The 18,725-nt window shown below is 70.8% G+C and carries 15 protein-coding genes; 14 read left to right on the top strand and 1 reads right to left on the bottom strand.

What is annotated here, in order from left to right; genetic code table 11:
- Window positions 1-4 precede the first annotated feature (4 nt).
- From hisI to DEJ35_RS09510, 12 genes are all read left to right on the top strand, one after another.
- Entirely contained in the window at window positions 5-403 is a 399-nt protein-coding gene (gene hisI, locus DEJ35_RS09565) for a phosphoribosyl-AMP cyclohydrolase (RefSeq protein ID WP_110858962.1), read from the top strand.
- A complete protein-coding gene (locus DEJ35_RS09560; RefSeq protein WP_110858961.1) occupies window positions 400-1,944 on the top strand; it encodes an anthranilate synthase component I in 1,545 nt (514 codons plus the stop codon). The genes hisI and DEJ35_RS09560 overlap by 4 nt, the downstream gene beginning before the upstream one ends.
- Complete coding sequence (locus DEJ35_RS09555; RefSeq protein ID WP_110858960.1) at window positions 1,941-2,639, top strand: Trp biosynthesis-associated membrane protein; 699 nt, start codon at window positions 1,941-1,943, stop codon at window positions 2,637-2,639. Before DEJ35_RS09560 ends, DEJ35_RS09555 begins: the two co-directional genes overlap by 4 nt.
- Entirely contained in the window at window positions 2,636-2,875 is a 240-nt protein-coding gene (locus DEJ35_RS09550) for an HGxxPAAW family protein (protein ID WP_111090420.1), read from the top strand. Before DEJ35_RS09555 ends, DEJ35_RS09550 begins: the two co-directional genes overlap by 4 nt.
- Before the next feature lie 19 nt (window positions 2,876-2,894).
- Window positions 2,895-3,680, top strand: a complete 786-nt coding sequence (trpC, locus tag DEJ35_RS09545) for an indole-3-glycerol phosphate synthase TrpC (protein WP_110859138.1) — start codon at window positions 2,895-2,897, stop codon at window positions 3,678-3,680.
- A gap of 159 nt (window positions 3,681-3,839) precedes the next feature.
- The gene (gene trpB, locus DEJ35_RS09540; RefSeq protein WP_111090502.1) at window positions 3,840-5,054 is read left to right on the top strand and encodes a tryptophan synthase subunit beta; all 1,215 of its coding nucleotides are present in this window, start codon (window positions 3,840-3,842) and stop codon (window positions 5,052-5,054) included.
- Window positions 5,051-5,845 (top strand): tryptophan synthase subunit alpha, encoded by a 795-nt coding sequence (gene trpA / locus DEJ35_RS09535; protein WP_110858959.1) that lies wholly within the window; start codon window positions 5,051-5,053, stop codon window positions 5,843-5,845. The genes trpB and trpA overlap by 4 nt, the downstream gene beginning before the upstream one ends.
- A gap of 96 nt (window positions 5,846-5,941) precedes the next feature.
- Complete coding sequence (lgt, locus tag DEJ35_RS09530) at window positions 5,942-6,928, top strand: prolipoprotein diacylglyceryl transferase (RefSeq protein WP_181419975.1); 987 nt, start codon at window positions 5,942-5,944, stop codon at window positions 6,926-6,928.
- A 221-nt stretch (window positions 6,929-7,149) separates the two neighbouring features.
- Window positions 7,150-11,754, top strand: a complete 4,605-nt coding sequence (gene gltB, locus DEJ35_RS09525; RefSeq protein ID WP_375231891.1) for a glutamate synthase large subunit — start codon at window positions 7,150-7,152, stop codon at window positions 11,752-11,754.
- Entirely contained in the window at window positions 11,747-13,204 is a 1,458-nt protein-coding gene (locus tag DEJ35_RS09520; RefSeq protein WP_110858958.1) for a glutamate synthase subunit beta, read from the top strand. The genes gltB and DEJ35_RS09520 overlap by 8 nt, the downstream gene beginning before the upstream one ends.
- 140 nt (window positions 13,205-13,344) lie before the next feature.
- Window positions 13,345-14,790 (top strand): pyruvate kinase, encoded by a 1,446-nt coding sequence (gene pyk, locus DEJ35_RS09515; protein ID WP_111192634.1) that lies wholly within the window; start codon window positions 13,345-13,347, stop codon window positions 14,788-14,790.
- 130 nt (window positions 14,791-14,920) lie between these two features.
- Window positions 14,921-16,015, top strand: a complete 1,095-nt coding sequence (locus DEJ35_RS09510) for a VIT1/CCC1 transporter family protein (RefSeq protein ID WP_111090419.1) — start codon at window positions 14,921-14,923, stop codon at window positions 16,013-16,015.
- A gap of 52 nt (window positions 16,016-16,067) precedes the next feature.
- Here the strand turns inward: DEJ35_RS09510 and DEJ35_RS09505 are convergent, their stop codons facing one another.
- Window positions 16,068-16,607 (bottom strand): HdeD family acid-resistance protein, encoded by a 540-nt coding sequence (locus DEJ35_RS09505; RefSeq protein ID WP_181419974.1) that lies wholly within the window; start codon window positions 16,605-16,607, stop codon window positions 16,068-16,070.
- 151 nt (window positions 16,608-16,758) lie between these two features.
- Between DEJ35_RS09505 and DEJ35_RS09500 the strand changes: the two genes are divergently transcribed.
- Both DEJ35_RS09500 and DEJ35_RS09495 read left to right on the top strand, forming a co-directional pair.
- On the top strand, window positions 16,759-18,300 hold the full coding sequence (locus tag DEJ35_RS09500) for an aldehyde dehydrogenase family protein (RefSeq protein ID WP_111192633.1): 1,542 nt from the start codon (window positions 16,759-16,761) through the stop codon (window positions 18,298-18,300).
- Complete coding sequence (locus tag DEJ35_RS09495) at window positions 18,300-18,698, top strand: DUF779 domain-containing protein (protein WP_111192632.1); 399 nt, start codon at window positions 18,300-18,302, stop codon at window positions 18,696-18,698. Before DEJ35_RS09500 ends, DEJ35_RS09495 begins: the two co-directional genes overlap by 1 nt.
- The last annotated feature ends 27 nt before the right edge of the window (window positions 18,699-18,725 follow it).

The raw sequence follows: 18,725 nt of genomic DNA, 5'->3' as shown, positions 1-18,725 counted from the left end.
TCTCATGACCGACAGCACCAGCACCGACACCGAGGCGGTCCTCGACCGCGCACGCTTCGGAGCGGACGGCCTGCTCCCCGCCATCGTGCAGGAGGAATCGTCGAAGGACGTCCTCATGCTCGGCTACATGGACCGGGAAGCCCTCCGCCGCACCCTCACCGAAGGCCGTGTGACCTTCTGGTCGCGGTCGCGGAACGAGTACTGGCGGAAGGGCGACACGTCGGGACACGCCCAGTACGTCCGGGGCGCTGCGCTGGACTGCGACGACGACACGCTCCTCGTCACGGTGCAGCAGGTCGGGGCGGCGTGCCACACCGGGGCGCACCGGTGCTTCGACGTCGACCCGCTCGCGCCCGTGACCATGTCCGCCCCGGCGGACACGGCCGGGGAGCCGACGCGATGACCACCGCGACGATCTCCGACACCCCGCACACGACCTCCCGACCTGAGTTCGACGGCCTGCTCGGCGACCACCGGGTCCTGCCGGTCGTCCGCGCGCTGTACGGCGACAGCGAGACGCCGGTCGGCGTCTACCGCAAGCTCGCCGACGGCCGCCCCGGGTCCTTCCTGCTCGAGTCCGCCGGCCAGGGCGGCCTGTGGTCGCGCTGGTCGTTCGTCGGCGTCCGGAGCTTCGGCGTCCTGACGCAGGACGGCGACCGCGCGGCATGGATCGACACCGGCATCGACGCCGAGCGCGCCGTCGGGTCGCTCGAAGGCGCCCCCCTCGAGGTCCTCGCACGGTTGCACGAGCGCTGGGCCACGCCGCGGGTGCCCGGCTCGCCGCCGCTCGTCGGCGGCACCGTGGGCTTCATCGGGTGGGAGGCCGTGCGGCAGCTCGAGCACCTGCCGAACGTGCCGCCAGCCGACTTCGACGTCCCCGGACAGGCGCTGTCGTTCGTCTCCGAACTCGCCGCGCTCGACCACCGCACCGGTCTCGTGCTGCTCGTCGCGAGCGTGCTGAACGACGGCACCGACGACGCGGACACCCTCTGGGCGGACGCGCAGCAGCGCCTCGACCGCATGCAGGGCGACCTGGTGCAACCGAGCGTCGCGACCGTCGCCGAGGCCTTCGAGATCGCCGAGCCGACCCCGACCCACCGTACGAGCCCGGCCGACTACATGGCGGCCGTCGAGCGCTCGAAGGGCTTCATCCGCGACGGCGACGTGTTCCAGGTCGTCATCTCGCAGCGGTTCGACCACGAGGTCACGGCCGACCCGCTCGACGTCTACCGGGTCCTCCGGACGCTGAACCCGAGTCCGTACATGTACTTCCTCGCCCTCGCGGACACCGCCGACGAGCGGTTCTGGATCGTCGGGGCCTCGCCAGAGGCCCTGGTCAAGGTGCAGGGTGACCGCGCGATCACACACCCGATCGCCGGGTCCCGCCCGCGCGGTGCGACCCCGGAAGAGGACGTCCGCCTCGGCGAGGACCTGCTCGGCGACCCGAAGGAGCGCGCCGAGCACCTGATGCTCGTCGACCTCGCCCGCAACGACCTGCAGAAGGTGTGCGAGCCGGGCACCGTCAGCGTCACCGAGTTCATGACCGTCGAGCGGTTCAGCCACATCATGCACCTGGTGTCGAGCGTCGAGGGGCGGGTGCGTCCCGACGCCTCGGCGATCGACGTGTTCCGGGCGACGTTCCCGGCCGGCACGCTCTCGGGTGCGCCGAAGCCGCGTGCGCTCGAGATCATCGACGAGCTCGAGCCGGCGAAGCGCGGTGCGTACGCCGGAGTCGTCGGGTACTTCGACTTCGCCGGTGACGCCGACCTGGCGATCGCGATCCGAACGGCCCTGATCAAGGACGGCGTCGCCCGCGTGCAGGCCGGTGCCGGGCTCGTGGCGGACTCCGACCCGGAGACCGAGCACGTCGAGGCGGTCAACAAGGCCGCCGCGCCGCTGCGTGCCGTCGCCACGGCCAACCGGATGCGCGAGGTCCGCTCGTGAAGCGCTCGCGTCCGATCGTCGTGGTCGCCGGGCTCCTGGTCGCCGGCGTCATCATGCTCGCCTGGACCCAGACCTGGTTCACCGTGCGCCTGCACGCGGGTGCCGCCGTCACCTCGACGGTCTCGGCCGACGGGGCGGCGGTCGTGCCGCAGTACACCGCGCTGGCGATCGCCAGCCTCGCACTCTTCCTGGCGATGACCATCGCCGGACGGGTGTTGCGCATCGTGCTCGCCGCCGTCGAGATCCTGCTCGGCCTCGGCGTGGTCGTCAGCGGGATCACCGCACTCGGTGACCCGATCGCCGCTGCACGCGGTGCCGTCGGCGAGGTCGCCGGGGTCAGCGACCTCGGCGCCGTCCGCGGTGTCGTGTCGAGCGTCTCCGTGAGCCCGTGGCCCGCCGTCGGGATCGCGGGCGGCGTGCTCGCCGTGCTGCTCGGCGTGGTCGTCATCGTGGTCCAGCGCGCCTGGCCCGGCCCGAGCCGGAAGTACGGTGCGGCGACCGCCGGGGCCGCCGCGGCGGCACGCGCAGCAGCACCCGTCCAGCGCGACGCGGTCGTCGACTGGGACGACCTGAGCGCGGGCGTGGACCCGACCACCGCCGACGGCGCGGGCGCGGGGGCGCCGAGTGACGACACGGTAGGATCGACAGGGCGTCGCTCGACCGACGACGCCGGAGCAGAACGAGGAGCACCGTGAGCAACACTGAGCCCGCAGAACTCGGCGAAGGCCACTCGCCGGCCGCCTGGACCGCCGTCGTGATCATGCTGATCGGATTCGCGGCAGGCACGCTGTTCTTCTGGTTCGACCAGCCGTGGGGCGTCTGGGCCTCCGCTGGCGTCGTCCTTATCGGCCTCATCGCCGGTGGCGTGATGAAGAAGGCCGGCTACGGCGTCGACGGTCCGAAGTTCGTCCCCAAGCACCACGGCGAGTAGGGGTCTCCCGATGCCGAACGTGCTCGAGACCCTCGTCGCGGGCGCGCTCGAGGACGCCGCCGCCCGTCGTGTCGATCGTCCGTACTCGGACGTCGAACGCGACCTCGACCGGGTGGCGTCGCCGCTCGACGCCCTCGCGTTCCTCAGCCCGGGCGATCGGGTGAAGATCATCGCCGAGGTCAAGCGTGCCAGCCCGTCCCGCGGGTCGATGGCCGCGATCGCCGACCCGGCCGCCCTCGCCGCCGACTACGAGCGTGGCGGGGCCTCGACGATCAGCGTCCTGACCGAGGGCCGCAAGTTCCTCGGCAGCCTGGCCGACCTCGAAGCCGTGAAGGCCCGCGTCGGGGTCCCCGTGCTCCGCAAGGACTTCATCGCAGACCCGTACCAGGTGATCGAGGCCCGGGCGTCCGGAGCCGACGTCGTGCTGCTCATCGTGGCGGCGCTCGAACAGGCCCGCCTGGTCGAACTGCACACCCTGGCCGAAGAACTCGGCATGCGCGTGCTGGTCGAGGCGCACTCCGGTGACGAGGTCACGCGTGGCCTCGACGCCGGTGCCCGCATCCTCGGCGTCAACGCCCGTGACCTGACCGACTTCTCGCTCGACCGCGACCTGTTCGGGTCGCTCGCCGACCGCATCCCCGCCGGGGTCGTGCGGGTCGCCGAGTCCGCGGTCTCCGGTCCGGCCGACGTCGCCCACTACCGTGCAGCGGGCGCCGACGTCGTGCTGGTCGGTGAAGCGCTCGTGACGGGCGACGACCCTGCCGCGACCCTGGCGTCGTTCGTCGACGCCGCCGACCAGGCCTGACCGGCCCACGGGGCCGCCGAATCGTGGCCCGATCCGCCCACGGTGCCGCCGAAGAGCGGCCTGACCCGCCAACGCATCGAGGCCGCCGACCGCGGCCGCACGTTCCACCCGTCCGACGCGGCCGACCGGCCGCGTCGGACTCGTCCCGGGAGACACATCGTGACCTCACTCCGCGACCTGCACGGCCCCTACTTCGGTGACTTCGGCGGACGCTTCGTCCCCGAGTCCCTCGTCCTCGCGCTCGACGAGCTCGAGGCCGCCTTCCGTCAGGCCTGGGCGGACCCGGCGTTCCGTGCGGAGCTCGACGAGCTGCAGCGTGACTACACCGGGCGCCCCTCGATCATCACCGAGGTGCCGCGGTTCGCGAAGCACGCCGGTGGTGCCCGGGTCATCCTGAAGCGCGAGGACCTGAACCACACCGGCTCCCACAAGATCAACAACGTCCTCGGCCAGGCCCTCGTCGCCCGTCGGCTCGGCAAGACCCGCCTGATCGCCGAGACCGGTGCCGGCCAGCACGGCGTCGCCACCGCGACCGCTGCCGCACTGTTCGGCATGGACTGCGTCGTCTACATGGGCGCTGTCGACACGGAGCGACAGGCCCTCAACGTCGCCCGGATGCGCCTGCTGGGCGCCGAGGTGATCCCCGTCGAGACCGGTTCGCGCACCCTGAAGGACGCCATCAACGACGCCCTGCGCGACTGGGTCGCCAACGTCGAGTCGACGCACTACCTGCTCGGCACGGTCGCCGGTCCGCACCCCTTCCCCGAGATGGTGCGCGAGTTCCACAAGGTCATCGGCGAGGAAGCGCGGCAGCAGGTCCTCGACCGCGTCGGGCGCCTGCCGGACGCCGTCGCGGCCTGCGTCGGCGGCGGTTCGAACGCGATGGGCATCTTCGAGGCGTTCCTCGACGACGAGTCCGTCGCGCTGCACGGCTTCGAGGCCGGCGGCGACGGCGTCGAGACCGGTCGCCACGCGGCGAGCATCACGCTCGGTCGCGAGGGCGTGCTGCAGGGCGCGAAGTCGTACCTGATGCAGGACGAGGACGGCCAGACGATCGAGAGCCACAGCATCTCCGCCGGACTCGACTACCCGAGCGTCGGACCGGAGCACGCGTACCTGGCGTCGATCGGCCGCGCGAAGTACCAGCCGATCACCGACACCGAGGCGATGGAGGCGTTCCGACTGCTGAGCCAGACCGAGGGCATCATCCCGGCGATCGAGTCGTCCCACGCCCTCGCCGGTGCGATGAAGCTCGGCAAGGAGCTCGGCCCCGAGGGCGTCGTGCTCGTGAACCTGTCCGGCCGGGGTGACAAGGACGTCGCGTCCGCCAGTCGCTACTTCGGCATCCTCGACGAGAACGCGGTGCAGCTGTGACCACGAACCGGACCGTCGCCACGACGATCGACACCGCCAACGCCGAGCGCGCCGGAGCCGTCGTCGGCTACCTGCCCGCCGGGTACCCGAACCTGCAGACCAGCGTCGACGCCGCCGTCGCCCTCGCCGAGAACGGCGTGGACGTCATCGAGTTCGGCCTGCCGTACTCCGACCCGGTGATGGACGGCCCCGTGATCCAGCGGGCGGCCGAGGAGAGCCTGGCGAACGGCTTCCGGGTCGCACAGGTCTTCGACGCCGTGCAGCAGATCACCGAGCGGGCCGACGTGCCGGTGCTCGTCATGACCTATTGGAACCCGGTGCTGCGCTACGGCGTGGACCGTTTCGCGGACGACCTCGTCGCCGCCGGTGCCGCCGGCCTGATCACGCCCGACCTCATCCCCGACGAGGCCTCCGCGTGGACCGAGGCCTCCGAGCGGACCGGGCTCGACCGGGTCTTCCTCGCCGCACCGTCCTCGTCCGACGAGCGCATGCGCCAGGCGGTCCAGGCCAGCCGTGGGTTCGTCTACGCCGTCTCCACGATGGGTGTGACCGGTGCACGGGCCGGGGTCGACGTCGCCGCTCGCACGGTGGTGTCGCGCCTGCGCGACGCCGGGGTCGAGCGCACTTGCGTGGGTCTCGGGATCTCGACGGCCGAGCAGGTCGGCGAGGTGCTCGAGTACGCCGACGGTGCCATCGTCGGGTCCGCGTTCGTCCGCGCGCTGGCCGACCTCGGTGTGCAGGGTGTGGCCGACCGTGCCGCCGACCTCTCCACCGGCGCCCGCCGCCGCTAGTCCAGTTCCTGTCGGGCCCGCGACCCGCGCTACAGTGAGCGAGGCCGACGCCACGTCGACCGCGCCCCGTCAGTTCCGAAAGGCGACAGCACCTCCATGCCCCTCCTGAGCATCCCGAGCCCGAGCACCGCCTGGCAGTACTTCGACCTGACCGCCTGGCTCCGCGACGCGTTCGGCTGGTCGCTGCCCCTCGACTTCCGCATCCACGCGTACGCGATCTGCATCCTGATCGGGATCGTGGCCGCGGTCGTCCTGGCGAACCGCCGACTCAACGCCCGCGGCGTCGAGCGCTGGATCATCATCGACATCGCGATCTGGGCCGTGCCCGCCGGCATCATCGGCGGTCGCCTCTTCCACGTGTTCACCCACGTGTCCGACTACTTCGGCCCCGGCATCGACCCGCTGTCCTTCCTGTACATCTGGGAGGGCGGGCTCGCCATCTTCGGCGCGCTCATCCTCGGGTCGGTCGGCGCGTGGATCGGCTGCCGCCAGGTGGGCCTGCGGTTCACGTCGTTCATCGACGCCGTCGTGCCGGGCGTCCTGCTCGCGCAGGCCTTCGGCCGCCTGGGCAACTACTTCAACCAGGAGCTCTTCGGCATGCCGACGAGCCTGCCCTGGGGCCTCGAGATCGACTCGAGCAACGCCGCGTTCCCGAAGGGCCTGCCCGAGGGCACGCTGTTCCACCCGACGTTCCTGTACGAGATCATCTGGAACGTCCTCGGTGTCGTCGTCATCCTGTTCCTGGCGCGCAAGTTCACGCTGCAGTGGGGCAAGGTCCTCGGTCTGTACCTGATCTGGTACGGCGCAGGACGCTCGGTGCTCGAGTCCATCCGCGTCGACACGAGCGAGACCTTCTTCGGTGTCCGCACCAACGTGTGGGTGGCCCTCGCCGCGGTGGTCATCGGCATCCTGATCTTCGTGGTGCAGAGCCGTCGGCACACCGGCAAGGAGCCGAGCCCGTACCTGCCGGGGCGCGAGCCCCGTCCGAGGTCCGTTGTAGACTCGGACGACACCTTCTCGGAGCACGACGACGACGCAGCAGACGGCGTCACGAGCGACGATCCGGTCACGACCACTCGCTGATCGCGTCGCGGAGACACCCCCTCCCGACCACCACCGGTGACGCGCAGCAGCACCACCAGCAGCACCAGACGGCCCCCGCCACAAGCGGGGCCCAGCAACCTCGCCGGCCGGCAGGGCAACTCACTGACGGCGGGCACGGGCACCAGTCCCGCCCGCTCGGGCGGAACGCACCACCGGGCCACCGCTGTCCCTGTTCCACTTCCTCGTGAGGACGGTTCCCCATGGCGCTCCAGCCAACCCAGCCCTCGGCACCGACGAGCCTCGTGCCGCCGCACCGCCGCTTCTCCGCGATCCCGGACGCCACGGGCATGTACGACCCGGCGAACGAGAAGGACGCATGCGGGCTCGCGATGGTCGCGACCCTGCGCGGCACGCCCGGTCACGACATCGTCGACGCGGCGCTCGGTGCGCTCCGGAACCTCGAGCACCGCGGTGCCGTGGGCTCCGACGCGGGCACCGGTGACGGCGCGGGCATCCTGTGCCAGGTGCCCGACGAGTTCCTGCGGGCCGTCGTGCCCTTCGAGCTGCCGGCAGCGGGGGAGTACGCCGTCGGCACCGCCTACCTGCCCCTGGACGACGACGCGCGCCACGCGGTGAAGGGCGCCGTCGAGCGGCTCGCCCGCGAAGAGGGCCTGAAGGTCCTCGGGTGGCGCGAGGTCCCGGTGCGCCCGGAGGTCCTCGGCACGCTGGCCCGTGCCGCGATGCCGGCGTTCGAACAGCTCTTCGTCGCCTCCATCCGGCACGACCTGCACGGTGCCTCGTGGAGCGGCATCGCGCTGGACCGCCAGGCCTTCCGGCTCCGCAAGCGCGCCGAGCACGACAACGACCTGTACTTCATGTCGCTGTCGAGCCGCACCATGGTCTACAAGGGCATGGTCACGACGCTGCAGCTCGAACCGTTCTACCCGGACCTCAGCGACGAGCGCTTCGCCTCGAAGCTCGCGATCGTGCACTCGCGCTACTCCACCAACACGTTCCCGTCGTGGCCGCTCGCGCAGCCGTTCCGGACGATCGCCCACAACGGCGAGATCAACACGGTGCGCGGCAACCGCAACTGGATGCGCGCCCGCCAGTCGCAGCTCGAGAGCGAACTGCTCGGCGACATGGCCCCGCTGCTGCCCATCGTGAGCCCGGGGGCGAGCGACTCGGCCTCGTTCGACGAGGTCCTCGAGCTGCTGACCCTGACCGGCCGGACCCTGCCGCACGCCGTGTCGATGATGGTTCCCGAGGCATGGGAGAACCAGGTCGGGATGGACCCGGACCTCCGCGCGTTCTACGAGTACCACTCGATGCTCATGGAGCCGTGGGACGGCCCCGCCGCGATCACCTTCACCGACGGCTCGCTCGTCGGCGCCACCCTCGACCGCAACGGCCTGCGCCCCGGACGCTTCCTGGTCACGGACGACGGCCTCATCGTGATGGGCTCCGAGACCGGGGTCATCGACGTGCCGGCCGCCAAGGTCGTGCGCAAGGGGCGTCTGCGTCCGGGCCGGATGTTCCTGGTGGACACCGAGGCCGGTCGCATCATCGAGGACGACGAGGTCAAGCGCGAGCTCGCCGCCTCGGGTCCCTGGGGCGACTGGCTCGAAGCCGGCCGCATCAACCTCAACGACCTGCCGGAGCGCGAGCACATCGTGCACACCCCGGCCTCGGTCACCCGTCGTCAGCGCGCGTTCGGATACACCGAAGAAGAGGTCAGGATCCTGCTGCGCCCGATGGCGGCAGCGGGGGCCGAACCGCTCGGTGCGATGGGCTCGGACACCCCGATCGCCGTGCTGTCGGAGCGTCCGCGCCTGCTCTTCGACTACTTCACGCAGCAGTTCGCGCAGGTGACCAACCCGCCGCTCGACTCGATCCGCGAGCAGGTCATCACCTCGATGGGGATGGGGCTCGGTCCGGAGCGCAACCTGCTCTCCGCCGGTCCCGAGCACGCGAAGCAGATCACGCTCGACTTCCCGGTGATCGACAACGACCAGCTCGCCAAGGTGCAGCACTTCGAGACCGAGTCGGGTCGCCACCTGACCGTCACGATCAAGGGCCTGTACCGCGTCGACGCCGGCAAGAAGGCGATGCAGAAGCGCATCGCTGCCGTGTGCGACGAGGTCGACGCCGCGATCGAGTCCGGCAAGCAGTTCATCGTGCTGTCCGACCGCGACGGCAACTCCGAGCAGGCACCGGTGCCGAGCCTCCTGCTCCTCGCCGCGGTCCACCACCACCTGATCCGCACCGAACAGCGCATGAAGGTCGGGCTCATCGTCGAGGCCGGCGACGTGCGTGAGGTCCACCACGTGGCGACCCTCATCGGGTACGGCGCCTCGGCGATCAACCCGTACCTGGCGATGGAGACCTGCGAGAACCTGGTGCGCGCCGGCATGATCCCCGGGATCACCCCGGAGCAGGCCGTCAAGAACGTCATCAAGGCGCTCGGCAAGGGCGTGCTGAAGATCATGTCGAAGATGGGCATCTCCACGGTGTCCAGCTACGCCGGTGCGCAGGCGTTCGAGGCCGTCGGGCTCAGCCAGGAGTTCGTCGACAAGTACTTCACGGGCACCTCGTCGATCCTGGGCGGCGTCGACATCGACGTCATCGCCAAGGAGAACGCCGAGCGGCACGCCCAGGCGTACCCGCAGGACGGCGCGGTGCTCTCCCACGAGCGACTGCAGATCGGCGGCGAGTACCAGTGGCGCCGTCAGGGCCCGCCGCACCTGTTCAACCCGGACACGGTGTTCCGCCTGCAGCACGCCACGCGTGCTCGCCGGTACGACATCTTCCGCGAGTACTCGAGCGCCGTCAACGACCAGTCCGAGCAGCTCATGACGCTCCGCGGGCTGTTCCGCTTCAAGCAGGGCACGCGGAAGCCCATCGCGCTCGACGAGGTCGAGTCGATCGAGTCGATCGTCAAGCGGTTCAACACCGGTGCGATGTCCTACGGGTCCATCTCGAAGGAAGCCCACGAGACGCTCGCCATCGCGATGAACCGACTCGGCGGTCGCTCGAACACGGGCGAGGGCGGCGAGGACGTCGACCGGCTGCTCGACCCCGAGCGCCGCAGCGCGATCAAGCAGGTCGCCTCCGGCCGCTTCGGCGTGACGAGCATGTACCTCACGCACGCCACCGACATCCAGCTCAAGATGGCGCAGGGTGCGAAGCCCGGCGAGGGCGGTCAGCTGCCCCCGGCGAAGGTCTACCCGTGGGTGGCACGCACCCGGCACGCCACCGCGGGCGTCGGCCTCATCTCGCCGCCGCCGCACCACGACATCTACTCCATCGAGGACCTCAAGCAGCTGATCTTCGACGTCAAGCGGGCCAACCCGGCCGCCCGCGTCCACGTGAAGCTCGTGAGCCAGTCCGGCATCGGTGCCGTCGCGGCCGGCGTGACGAAGGCCCTGGCCGACGTCGTGCTCGTGTCCGGCCACGACGGCGGCACCGGCGCGAGCCCGCTGAACTCGCTCAAGCACGCCGGCACCCCGTGGGAGATCGGCCTGGCCGAGACCCAGCAGACGCTCATGCTGAACGGCATGCGCGACCGCGTCGTCGTGCAGGTGGACGGGCAGATGAAGACCGGGCGCGACGTCGTCGTGGCCGCGTTGCTCGGTGCCGAGGAGTACGGCTTCGCGACCGCCCCGCTCGTGGTCGAGGGCTGCATCCTGATGCGGGTCTGTCACCTGGACACCTGCCCGGTCGGCGTCGCCACGCAGAACCCCGAGCTCCGCAAGCGGTTCTCCGGCAAGCCCGAGTTCGTCGTGAACTTCTTCGAGTTCATCGCGCAAGAGGTGCGCGAGCTCCTCGCCGAGCTCGGCTTCCGCAGCCTCGACGAGGCCATCGGGCAGACCGACGTGCTCGACGTCGACCGTGCCGTCGAGCACTGGAAGGCCTCAGGGCTCGACCTCGCGCCGGTGCTCAAGGGACCGCACTTCGACGACGCCGAACCGCGCCGCCACCACCGCGAGCAGGACCACGAGCTGGACCAGCACTTCGACGTGCAGCTCATCCAGCAGACCGCGGACGTGCTCGACCACGGCGGTTCGATCGCGCTCGACCTGCCCATCCGCAACACCGAGCGCGCCGTCGGCACCATGCTCGGCCACCAGGTGACCCTGCGACACGGCGAACACGGTCTGCCGAACGGTTCGATCGACGTGACGCTGCGCGGTTCCGCCGGGCAGTCGCTCGGCGCGTTCCTGCCGGCGGGCATCACGCTGCGGCTGATCGGCGACAGCAACGACTACGTCGGCAAGGGGCTCTCCGGCGGCCAGATCGTCGTCCGCCCCGACGCCGGCTCGGGCTTCGACCCCGCCGAGAACGTCATCGCCGGCAACGTCATCGGGTACGGCGCCACCCAGGGCAGCATGTTCATCCGCGGCATCGTGGGCGAGCGGTTCCTGGTGCGGAACTCCGGTGCCACGGCCGTCGTCGAGGGCGTGGGCGACCACGCGCTCGAGTACATGACGGGCGGGCTCGCGCTCATCCTCGGCGAGACCGGCCGGAACCTCGGTGCCGGCATGTCCGGTGGCACGGCGTACGTCCGTGGGCTCCGCGAGGAGCACGTGAACACCGACGCCCTGGCGTCCGGCGAACTCCGGCTCGAGGCGCTCGACAGCGCCGACGTCGAGATCGTCACCGACCTGCTCACCCGGCACGCCGACGAGACGGGGTCGACGCTCGCGTCCGACCTGCTGGCGTCCGGAGACCTGAGCGACTTCGTCAAGGTGCTGCCGCGCGACTACGCGGCGGTGCTCGAGACGCGCAGACAGGCCGTCGACGAGGGGCTCGACCCCGACGGTGACATCGTTTGGAACAGGATCATGGAGGTGACCGGTGGCTGACCCCAAGGGATTCCTGAAGGTCCAGGAACGCGAACTCCCGCCCCGGCGACCCGTGCCCGTGCGGCTCATGGACTGGAAAGAGGTCTACGAGCAGCAGGAGTCCGGTGTCCTGAAGCGCCAGGCCGGCCGCTGCATGGACTGCGGCGTGCCGTTCTGCCACCAGGGCTGCCCGCTCGGCAACCTGATCCCGGAGTGGAACGACCTGACGTGGCGCGGTGAGGGCCGGCAGGCGATCGAGCGCCTGCACGAGACGAACAACTTCCCGGAGTTCACGGGTCGGCTCTGCCCCGCGCCGTGCGAGTCGTCGTGCGTACTCGGCATCAACCAGCCCCCGGTGACGATCAAGCAGGTCGAGGTCTCGATCATCGACCAGGCGTTCCAGAACGGTTGGGTCACGCCCCACCCGCCGGAGCGCCTGACGGGCAAGACCGTCGCCGTCGTGGGCTCCGGCCCCGCCGGGCTCGCCGCCGCGCAGCAGCTCACGCGTGCCGGCCACACGGTCGCCGTCTACGAGCGGGACGACCGCATCGGCGGCCTGCTCCGTTACGGCATCCCGGACTTCAAGATGGAGAAGCGCCAGATCGACGCGCGTCTCGCTCAGATGCAGGCCGAGGGCACCCGGTTCCGTGCCGGGGTCGAGATCGGTAGGGACATCACCTGGGACGACCTGAAGTCACGCTACGACGCGGTCGTCGTCGCCACCGGTGCCACGGTGCCGCGCGACCTGCCGATCCCGGGGCGCGACCTCGAGGGCGTGCACTTCGCCATGGACTACCTGGTCCAGCAGAACAAGGCGAACGCGGGTACGACGGTCGACAACCAGATCACGGCCGAGGGCAAGCACGTCGTCGTCATCGGCGGCGGCGACACCGGCGCGGACTGCATCGGCACCGCCCACCGCCAGGGCGCGTTGAGCGTGACGAACCTGGCGATCGGCAAGCAGCCGCCGCTCGAGCGTCCGTCCGACCAGCCGTGGCCGATGTTCCCGACCGTGTTCGAGATCACGAGCGCCCACGAAGAGGGCGGCGAGCGGCACTTCCTCGCCTCCACCGTCGAGTTCCTGTCGAACGACGCCGGCGAGGTCCGCGCGCTGCGGGTCGCCGAGACCGAGTACCTCGACGGCCGACGGGTCCCGAAGGCGGGCAGCGAGCGGGAGATCCCGGCCGACCTCGTCCTCATCGCGATGGGCTTCACCGGCCCCGAGTCGGACACGATCGAGCCGCAGCTCGGTCTGCCGACCACGGTCTCCGGGGCGCTCGACCGCCGTGCCGACTACGCGACCAACGAGGCCGGTGTGTTCGTCGCCGGCGACGCGGGTCGTGGGCAGTCGCTCATCGTGTGGGCGATCGCCGAGGGCCGTGCCGCGGCCGCCCAGGTCGACGAGTACCTCGAGGGCTCCACGATCCTGCCGGCACCGGTCAAGGCGACCGACCGGGCGATCTCCGTCTGATGTCGGCGATCCACCAGATGCTCACGCTCCCGTGAGCGCGAGGCCACCAGCACTCGGTAGGGTGCTGGTGGCCTCGCTTCGTTCCGCGCGGCCCCACAGCGCGGAAACCCAAGCTCCATCCACCACCACGAAGGAATCCATTGAGACGCGCAAAGATCGTTTCGACGCTCGGACCGGCAACGTCGGACTACGAGACCGTCAAGGAGATCATCGAAGCGGGCGTCGACGTCGCCCGCCTCAACCTCAGCCACGGTGACTACAGCGTCCACGAGGCCAACTACGTCAACGTCCGTCGTGCCGCCGAAGAACTCGGCAAGCCCGTTGCGATCCTCGTCGACCTGCAGGGTCCGAAGATCCGTCTGGCACGCTTCGCCGACGGTCCGCACGACCTGGCGGTCGGTGACATCTTCACCATCACGACCGAGGACGTCCCCGGCTCGAAGGAGATCTGCGGTACGACGTTCAAGGGCCTGCCGCAGGACGTCAAGCCCAGTGACCCGCTCCTCATCGACGACGGCCGTGTCCGCCTCCGTGTCCTCGACACCGACGGCGTGCGGGTCCGCACCGAGGTCGTCGTCCCCGGCACGGTGTCCAACAACAAGGGCATCAACCTGCCCGGTGTCGCCGTCAACGTCCCCGCGCTGAGCGAGAAGGACGAGGCCGACCTGCGCTGGGCGATCCGCCAGGGCGCCGACCTCATCGCGCTGTCGTTCGTGCGCAACGCGAGCGACGTCGTGCGTGCCCACGAGATCATGGACGAAGAGGGCAAGCGCCTGCCGGTCATCGCCAAGGTCGAGAAGCCCCAGGCCGTCGACGCGCTCGAGGAGATCATCGACGCCTTCGACAGCATCATGGTCGCCCGCGGTGACCTCGGCGTCGAGCTCCCGCTCGAGGCCGTCCCGATCGTGCAGAAGCGCGCCGTCGAGCTGTCCCGCCGCATGGCGAAGCCGGTCATCGTCGCGACGCAGATGCTCGAGTCGATGATCTCGTCGCCGATCCCCACCCGCGCCGAGACGTCCGACGTCGCCAACGCCGTCCTCGACGGTGCCGACGCGGTCATGCTGTCCGGTGAGACGAGCGTCGGTGAGTACCCGGTGCAGACCGTCCGCACCATGGCCCGCATCGTCGAGTCCACCGAGGACCACGGTCTCGAGCGCATCGCCCCGCTCGGCACCAAACCGCGCACCCTCGGCGGAGCGATCACCCTCGCCGCCGTCGAGATCGCCGAGTTCACCGAGGCGTCGTACCTCTGCGTCTTCACGGAGTCCGGCGACTCGGCCCGCCGCATGTCGCGCCTGCGCCACGGTCTGCCGATCATCGCCTTCACCCCGAACGAGGCCACGCGCCGCCGGATGGCCCTCACGTGGGGTGTTCGTTCGTTCCTGGTGGAGCGGAAGACCCACACCGACGAGCTCTTCTCGCAGGTGGACGACGTCCTGCTCGAGAACGGCCTGGCCGCCCCCGGCGACCGCGTCATCGTGACGGCCGGGTCCCCTCCCGGCATCGAGGGCTCGACGAACGACCTGCGCGTGCACCGGGTGGGCGACGCCCACGCCGAGGCCGCGCCGGCGTACGTCCGGGACTGATCCCGAGGCTCCGTCGCCACCAGGGCGCGGACTGGAGGCCCGGTGCGAGCAGCGCCGACCGCTTCCGGGCCGCGCCCTGCCGCGTCTCCACGGCCCTGGCGGTGACCGGACGTCGGCCGCAGGCGGCAGGATGGTCGCTGTGAGCCTCCGATCCGACACCCCGGCGCCGCGCGCCGACGTCCGCCGCTGGCGTCGCTACCTGGCCGACGAGCGTGCCGAGGCGGCCGTGTACCGCAACCTCGCTGCCCGCCGTTCCGGCGAGGAGCGCGAGATCCTCGCCGCGCTGGCCGAGGCCGAGGGACGGCACGCCGACCACTGGCTCGACCTGCTCGGCGACGACGTCGGACGCCCGCAGCGGGGGAGCCTGCGCACCCGGGTGCTCGCCGTGCTGGCCAAGCGGTTCGGGTCGGTCTTCGTCCTCGCGCTCATGCAGCGCGCCGAGGACCGCTCGCCGTACGCCGACGACTCGGACGCGACCGCGCGGATGGCCGCCGACGAGCGGATCCACGGCGAGGTCGTGCGCGGGCTCGCGAACCGTGGCCGGATGCGGCTGTCCGGCACGTTCCGGGCGGCGGTGTTCGGCGCGAACGACGGCCTGGTGTCCAACCTGGCGCTCATCATCGGCATCAGCGCTTCGGGGGCCGACCGGCACTTCGTGCTGCTGAGCGGCATCGCCGGCCTGCTGGCCGGTGCGTTGTCGATGGGGGCGGGGGAGTACGTCTCCGTCCGGTCGCAGCGCGAACTGCTCGAGGCGTCCGCGCCCCATCCCGAGGCCGGCAGGGCGGTGTCGGACCTCGACGTCGACGCGAACGAGCTCGCCCTGGTCTACCGGGCGCGCGGGATGTCCGAGGCCGAGGCGTCCGAGCACGCCGCGCAGGTGCTGTCCGGCATCGGTGAGCGGCGGCCGGCGACCGGTTCCACCGCGGTCGCCGACGACCACGAGGCGGTCGGCACCGGGCTGAGCGCCGCGGTGTCGAGCTTCTGCTTCTTCGCCTCGGGCGCGATCATCCCGGTGCTGCCGTTCCTGTTCGGCATGCAGGGGTGGCCGGCCATCGCGGTGGCCGGCGGGCTGGTGGGCATCGCCCTGCTCGGCACCGGTGCCGTCGTCGGCGTGCTGAGCGGAGCGTCTCCCGGCAAGCGGGCCTTCCGGCAGCTCGCCATCGGGTTCGGTGCGGCGATCGTCACCTACGCACTCGGGCTGCTCTTCGGCACCGGGTCGGCCTAGCGGCGGACGGCAGGGGCGCCGCGGTCGAGCAGCGGACGGCGGCGCTCGGCGGCTAGCGGCGGACGGCAGCGCGCGGCGGCAGGAGCAGCAGGGCCGCGGCCCCGACGACGATGAGCGCGATGCCGGCGAAGACCATGAAGACGGTCAGCGCGAGTCCGGGCGCGACGAGCACGACGATGCCCCCGATGATGGACAGCACGCCGCTGACGATCGTCGGGACGCGTGACGATCCCGGGTGGCCGACGAAGCCGCCGACGATCGCGGCGACCCCCTCGATCAGGAACCCGACCCCGGCGAGCACGGCGTAGACGACGAGCGGGATCGCCGGGTCGAGCAGCGTCACGAGCCCCGCGACCGCGACCAGACCGCCGACGATGCCGGACGTCCACCGCCACACCGGCCGGGTGCCGTGGCCCCGCACCGCGGCGAAGACGCGCAGTGCCCCGGCCACGACGAGGTACACGCCGAACAGCAGCGCCACGAGCACGAGCGACGGGCGGGGCCAGACGATGGCCACGATGCCCAGTGCGATGGCGACGACCGCGGTGACGACGACGAACACCCGGAACGTCCTGACTGCACGAGAATCCACGAGCGCTCCTCCCTGATCGCCAGCGCTGGTGTCCAGAACGCTACCCGTCCGAGCCCCGGGCCGTGCAACGACCTGCAACCCCCGCGGTCGTACCGTGCGGAGCAGGCGCGCGACCCGTGCGCCCCGACAGCGTCGTCGAAAGGGCACCACCATGACCATCGCACCCTCGCCCACCAGCTACGCCGCACCCGGCGAGCCCGGCTCCCTGGTCGAGTACCGATCCCGGTACGACCACTTCATCGGCGGCGAGTACGTGCCGTCCGCCAGCGGGCAGTACTTCGAGAACCCGACGCCCGTCACGGGCAAGGTGTTCACCGAGGTGGCCCGCGGCGACTCGACGGACGTCGACCGCGCCGTCGCCGCCGCCTGGAAGGCGTTCCCGGCCTGGGGCCGGACGAGCGCGGCCGAGCGCGCTGTCATCCTCAACAAGATCGCGGACCGCATGGAGGAGCACCTCGAGGTGCTCGCCGTCGCCGAGACGTGGGAGAACGGCAAGCCGATCCGCGAGACCCTCGGCGCGGACATCCCGCTCGCGATCGACCACTTCCGGTACTTCGCCGGGGCGATCCGTGCGCAGGAGGGGTCCGCCGGCGAGATCGACCACGACACCGTGGCCTACCACTTCCACGAACCGCTCGGCGTCGTCGGGCAGATCATCCCGTGGAACTTCCCGATCCTGATGGCGGTGTGGAAGCTCGCCCCGGCCCTCGCCGCCGGCAACTGCGTCGTGCTGAAGCCCGCCGAGCAGACCCCGGCGTCCATCCACGTGCTCGTCGAGCTCATCCGCGACCTGCTGCCCGCCGGGGTGCTCAACGTCGTCAACGGCTTCGGCATCGAGGTCGGCGCACCGCTCGCGCAGCACCCGGACATCCGGAAGATCGCCTTCACGGGGGAGACCACCACCGGGCGGCTGATCATGCAGTACGCCTCGCAGAGCCTCATCCCGGTGACGCTCGAGCTCGGCGGCAAGAGCCCGAACGTGTTCTTCCCCGACGTGGCGGCCGAGAAGGACTCCTTCTACGACAAGGCGCTCGAGGGCTTCACGTTCTTCAACCTGAACCAGGGCGAGGTCTGCACGTGTCCGTCCCGGGCACTGGTGGCGGAGGAGATCTACGACGGGTTCGTCGCCGACGGCCTGGAACGCGTCCGCGCCGTCAAGCAGGGGCACCCGCTCGACCTGTCCACGATGATCGGCGCCCAGGCGTCGAACGACCAGCTCGAGAAGATCCTGAGCTACATCGACATCGGCAAGCAGGAGGGTGCGACGCTCCTGACCGGGGGTGAACGCGCGGACCTGGGCGGTGAACTCACGGGCGGCTACTACGTCACCCCGACGGTGTTCGAGGGCGACAACTCGATGCGGATCTTCCAGGAGGAGATCTTCGGGCCCGTGCTCGCCCTGACGTCCTTCAACGGTTACGACGACGCGATCGCCACGGCCAACGACACCCTGTACGGGCTCGGCGCCGGGGTGTGGAGCCGTGACGTCACGACCCTGTACCGCGCCGGACGTGACATCCAGGCCGGGCGGGTGTGGTCGAACACTTACCACCAGTACCCGGCGGGTGCGGCCTTCGGCGGCTACAAGCAGTCCGGCATCGGGCGCGAGAACCACAAGATGATGCTCGACCACTACCAGCAGACGAAGAACCTGCTCGTCTCCTACGCCGACGGACCGATGGGCTTCTTCTGATGCCCGACACCGCACGCGTCGCGGTGACGGCGGCGGCGGGGGAGCTCCTGCGCACCCTCACCGCCCGGCACGGCCCGCTGATGTTCCACCAGTCCGGCGGCTGCTGCGACGGCTCGAGCCCGATGTGCTACCCCGTCGGCATGTTCCGGACCGGCCCGGGGGACGTCCTGCTGGGCGCGTTGCGTGTCGACGGGCTGGACCCGGTCGAGGTCTACATGTCGGTGTCGCAGTTCGAGTACTGGAAGTACACGCACCTGACGATCGACGTCGTCGACGGTCGGGGCGGCGGGTTCTCGGTCGAGGTCCCGGAGGGCAAACGGTTCCTCACCCGGTCGCGGATGTTCGACGACGCCGAGCTCGCCGATCTCGGCCTGGTCCCGCGGGTGGCCCGGACGTAGGCTGACCGCACGCGTCGCGACGGAGCG

This window comes from Curtobacterium sp. MCPF17_051, from assembly GCF_003234595.1.
GTDB lineage: Bacteria > Actinomycetota > Actinomycetes > Actinomycetales > Microbacteriaceae > Curtobacterium > Curtobacterium flaccumfaciens.
This window is presented reverse-complemented; position numbering and strand designations above follow the sequence as displayed.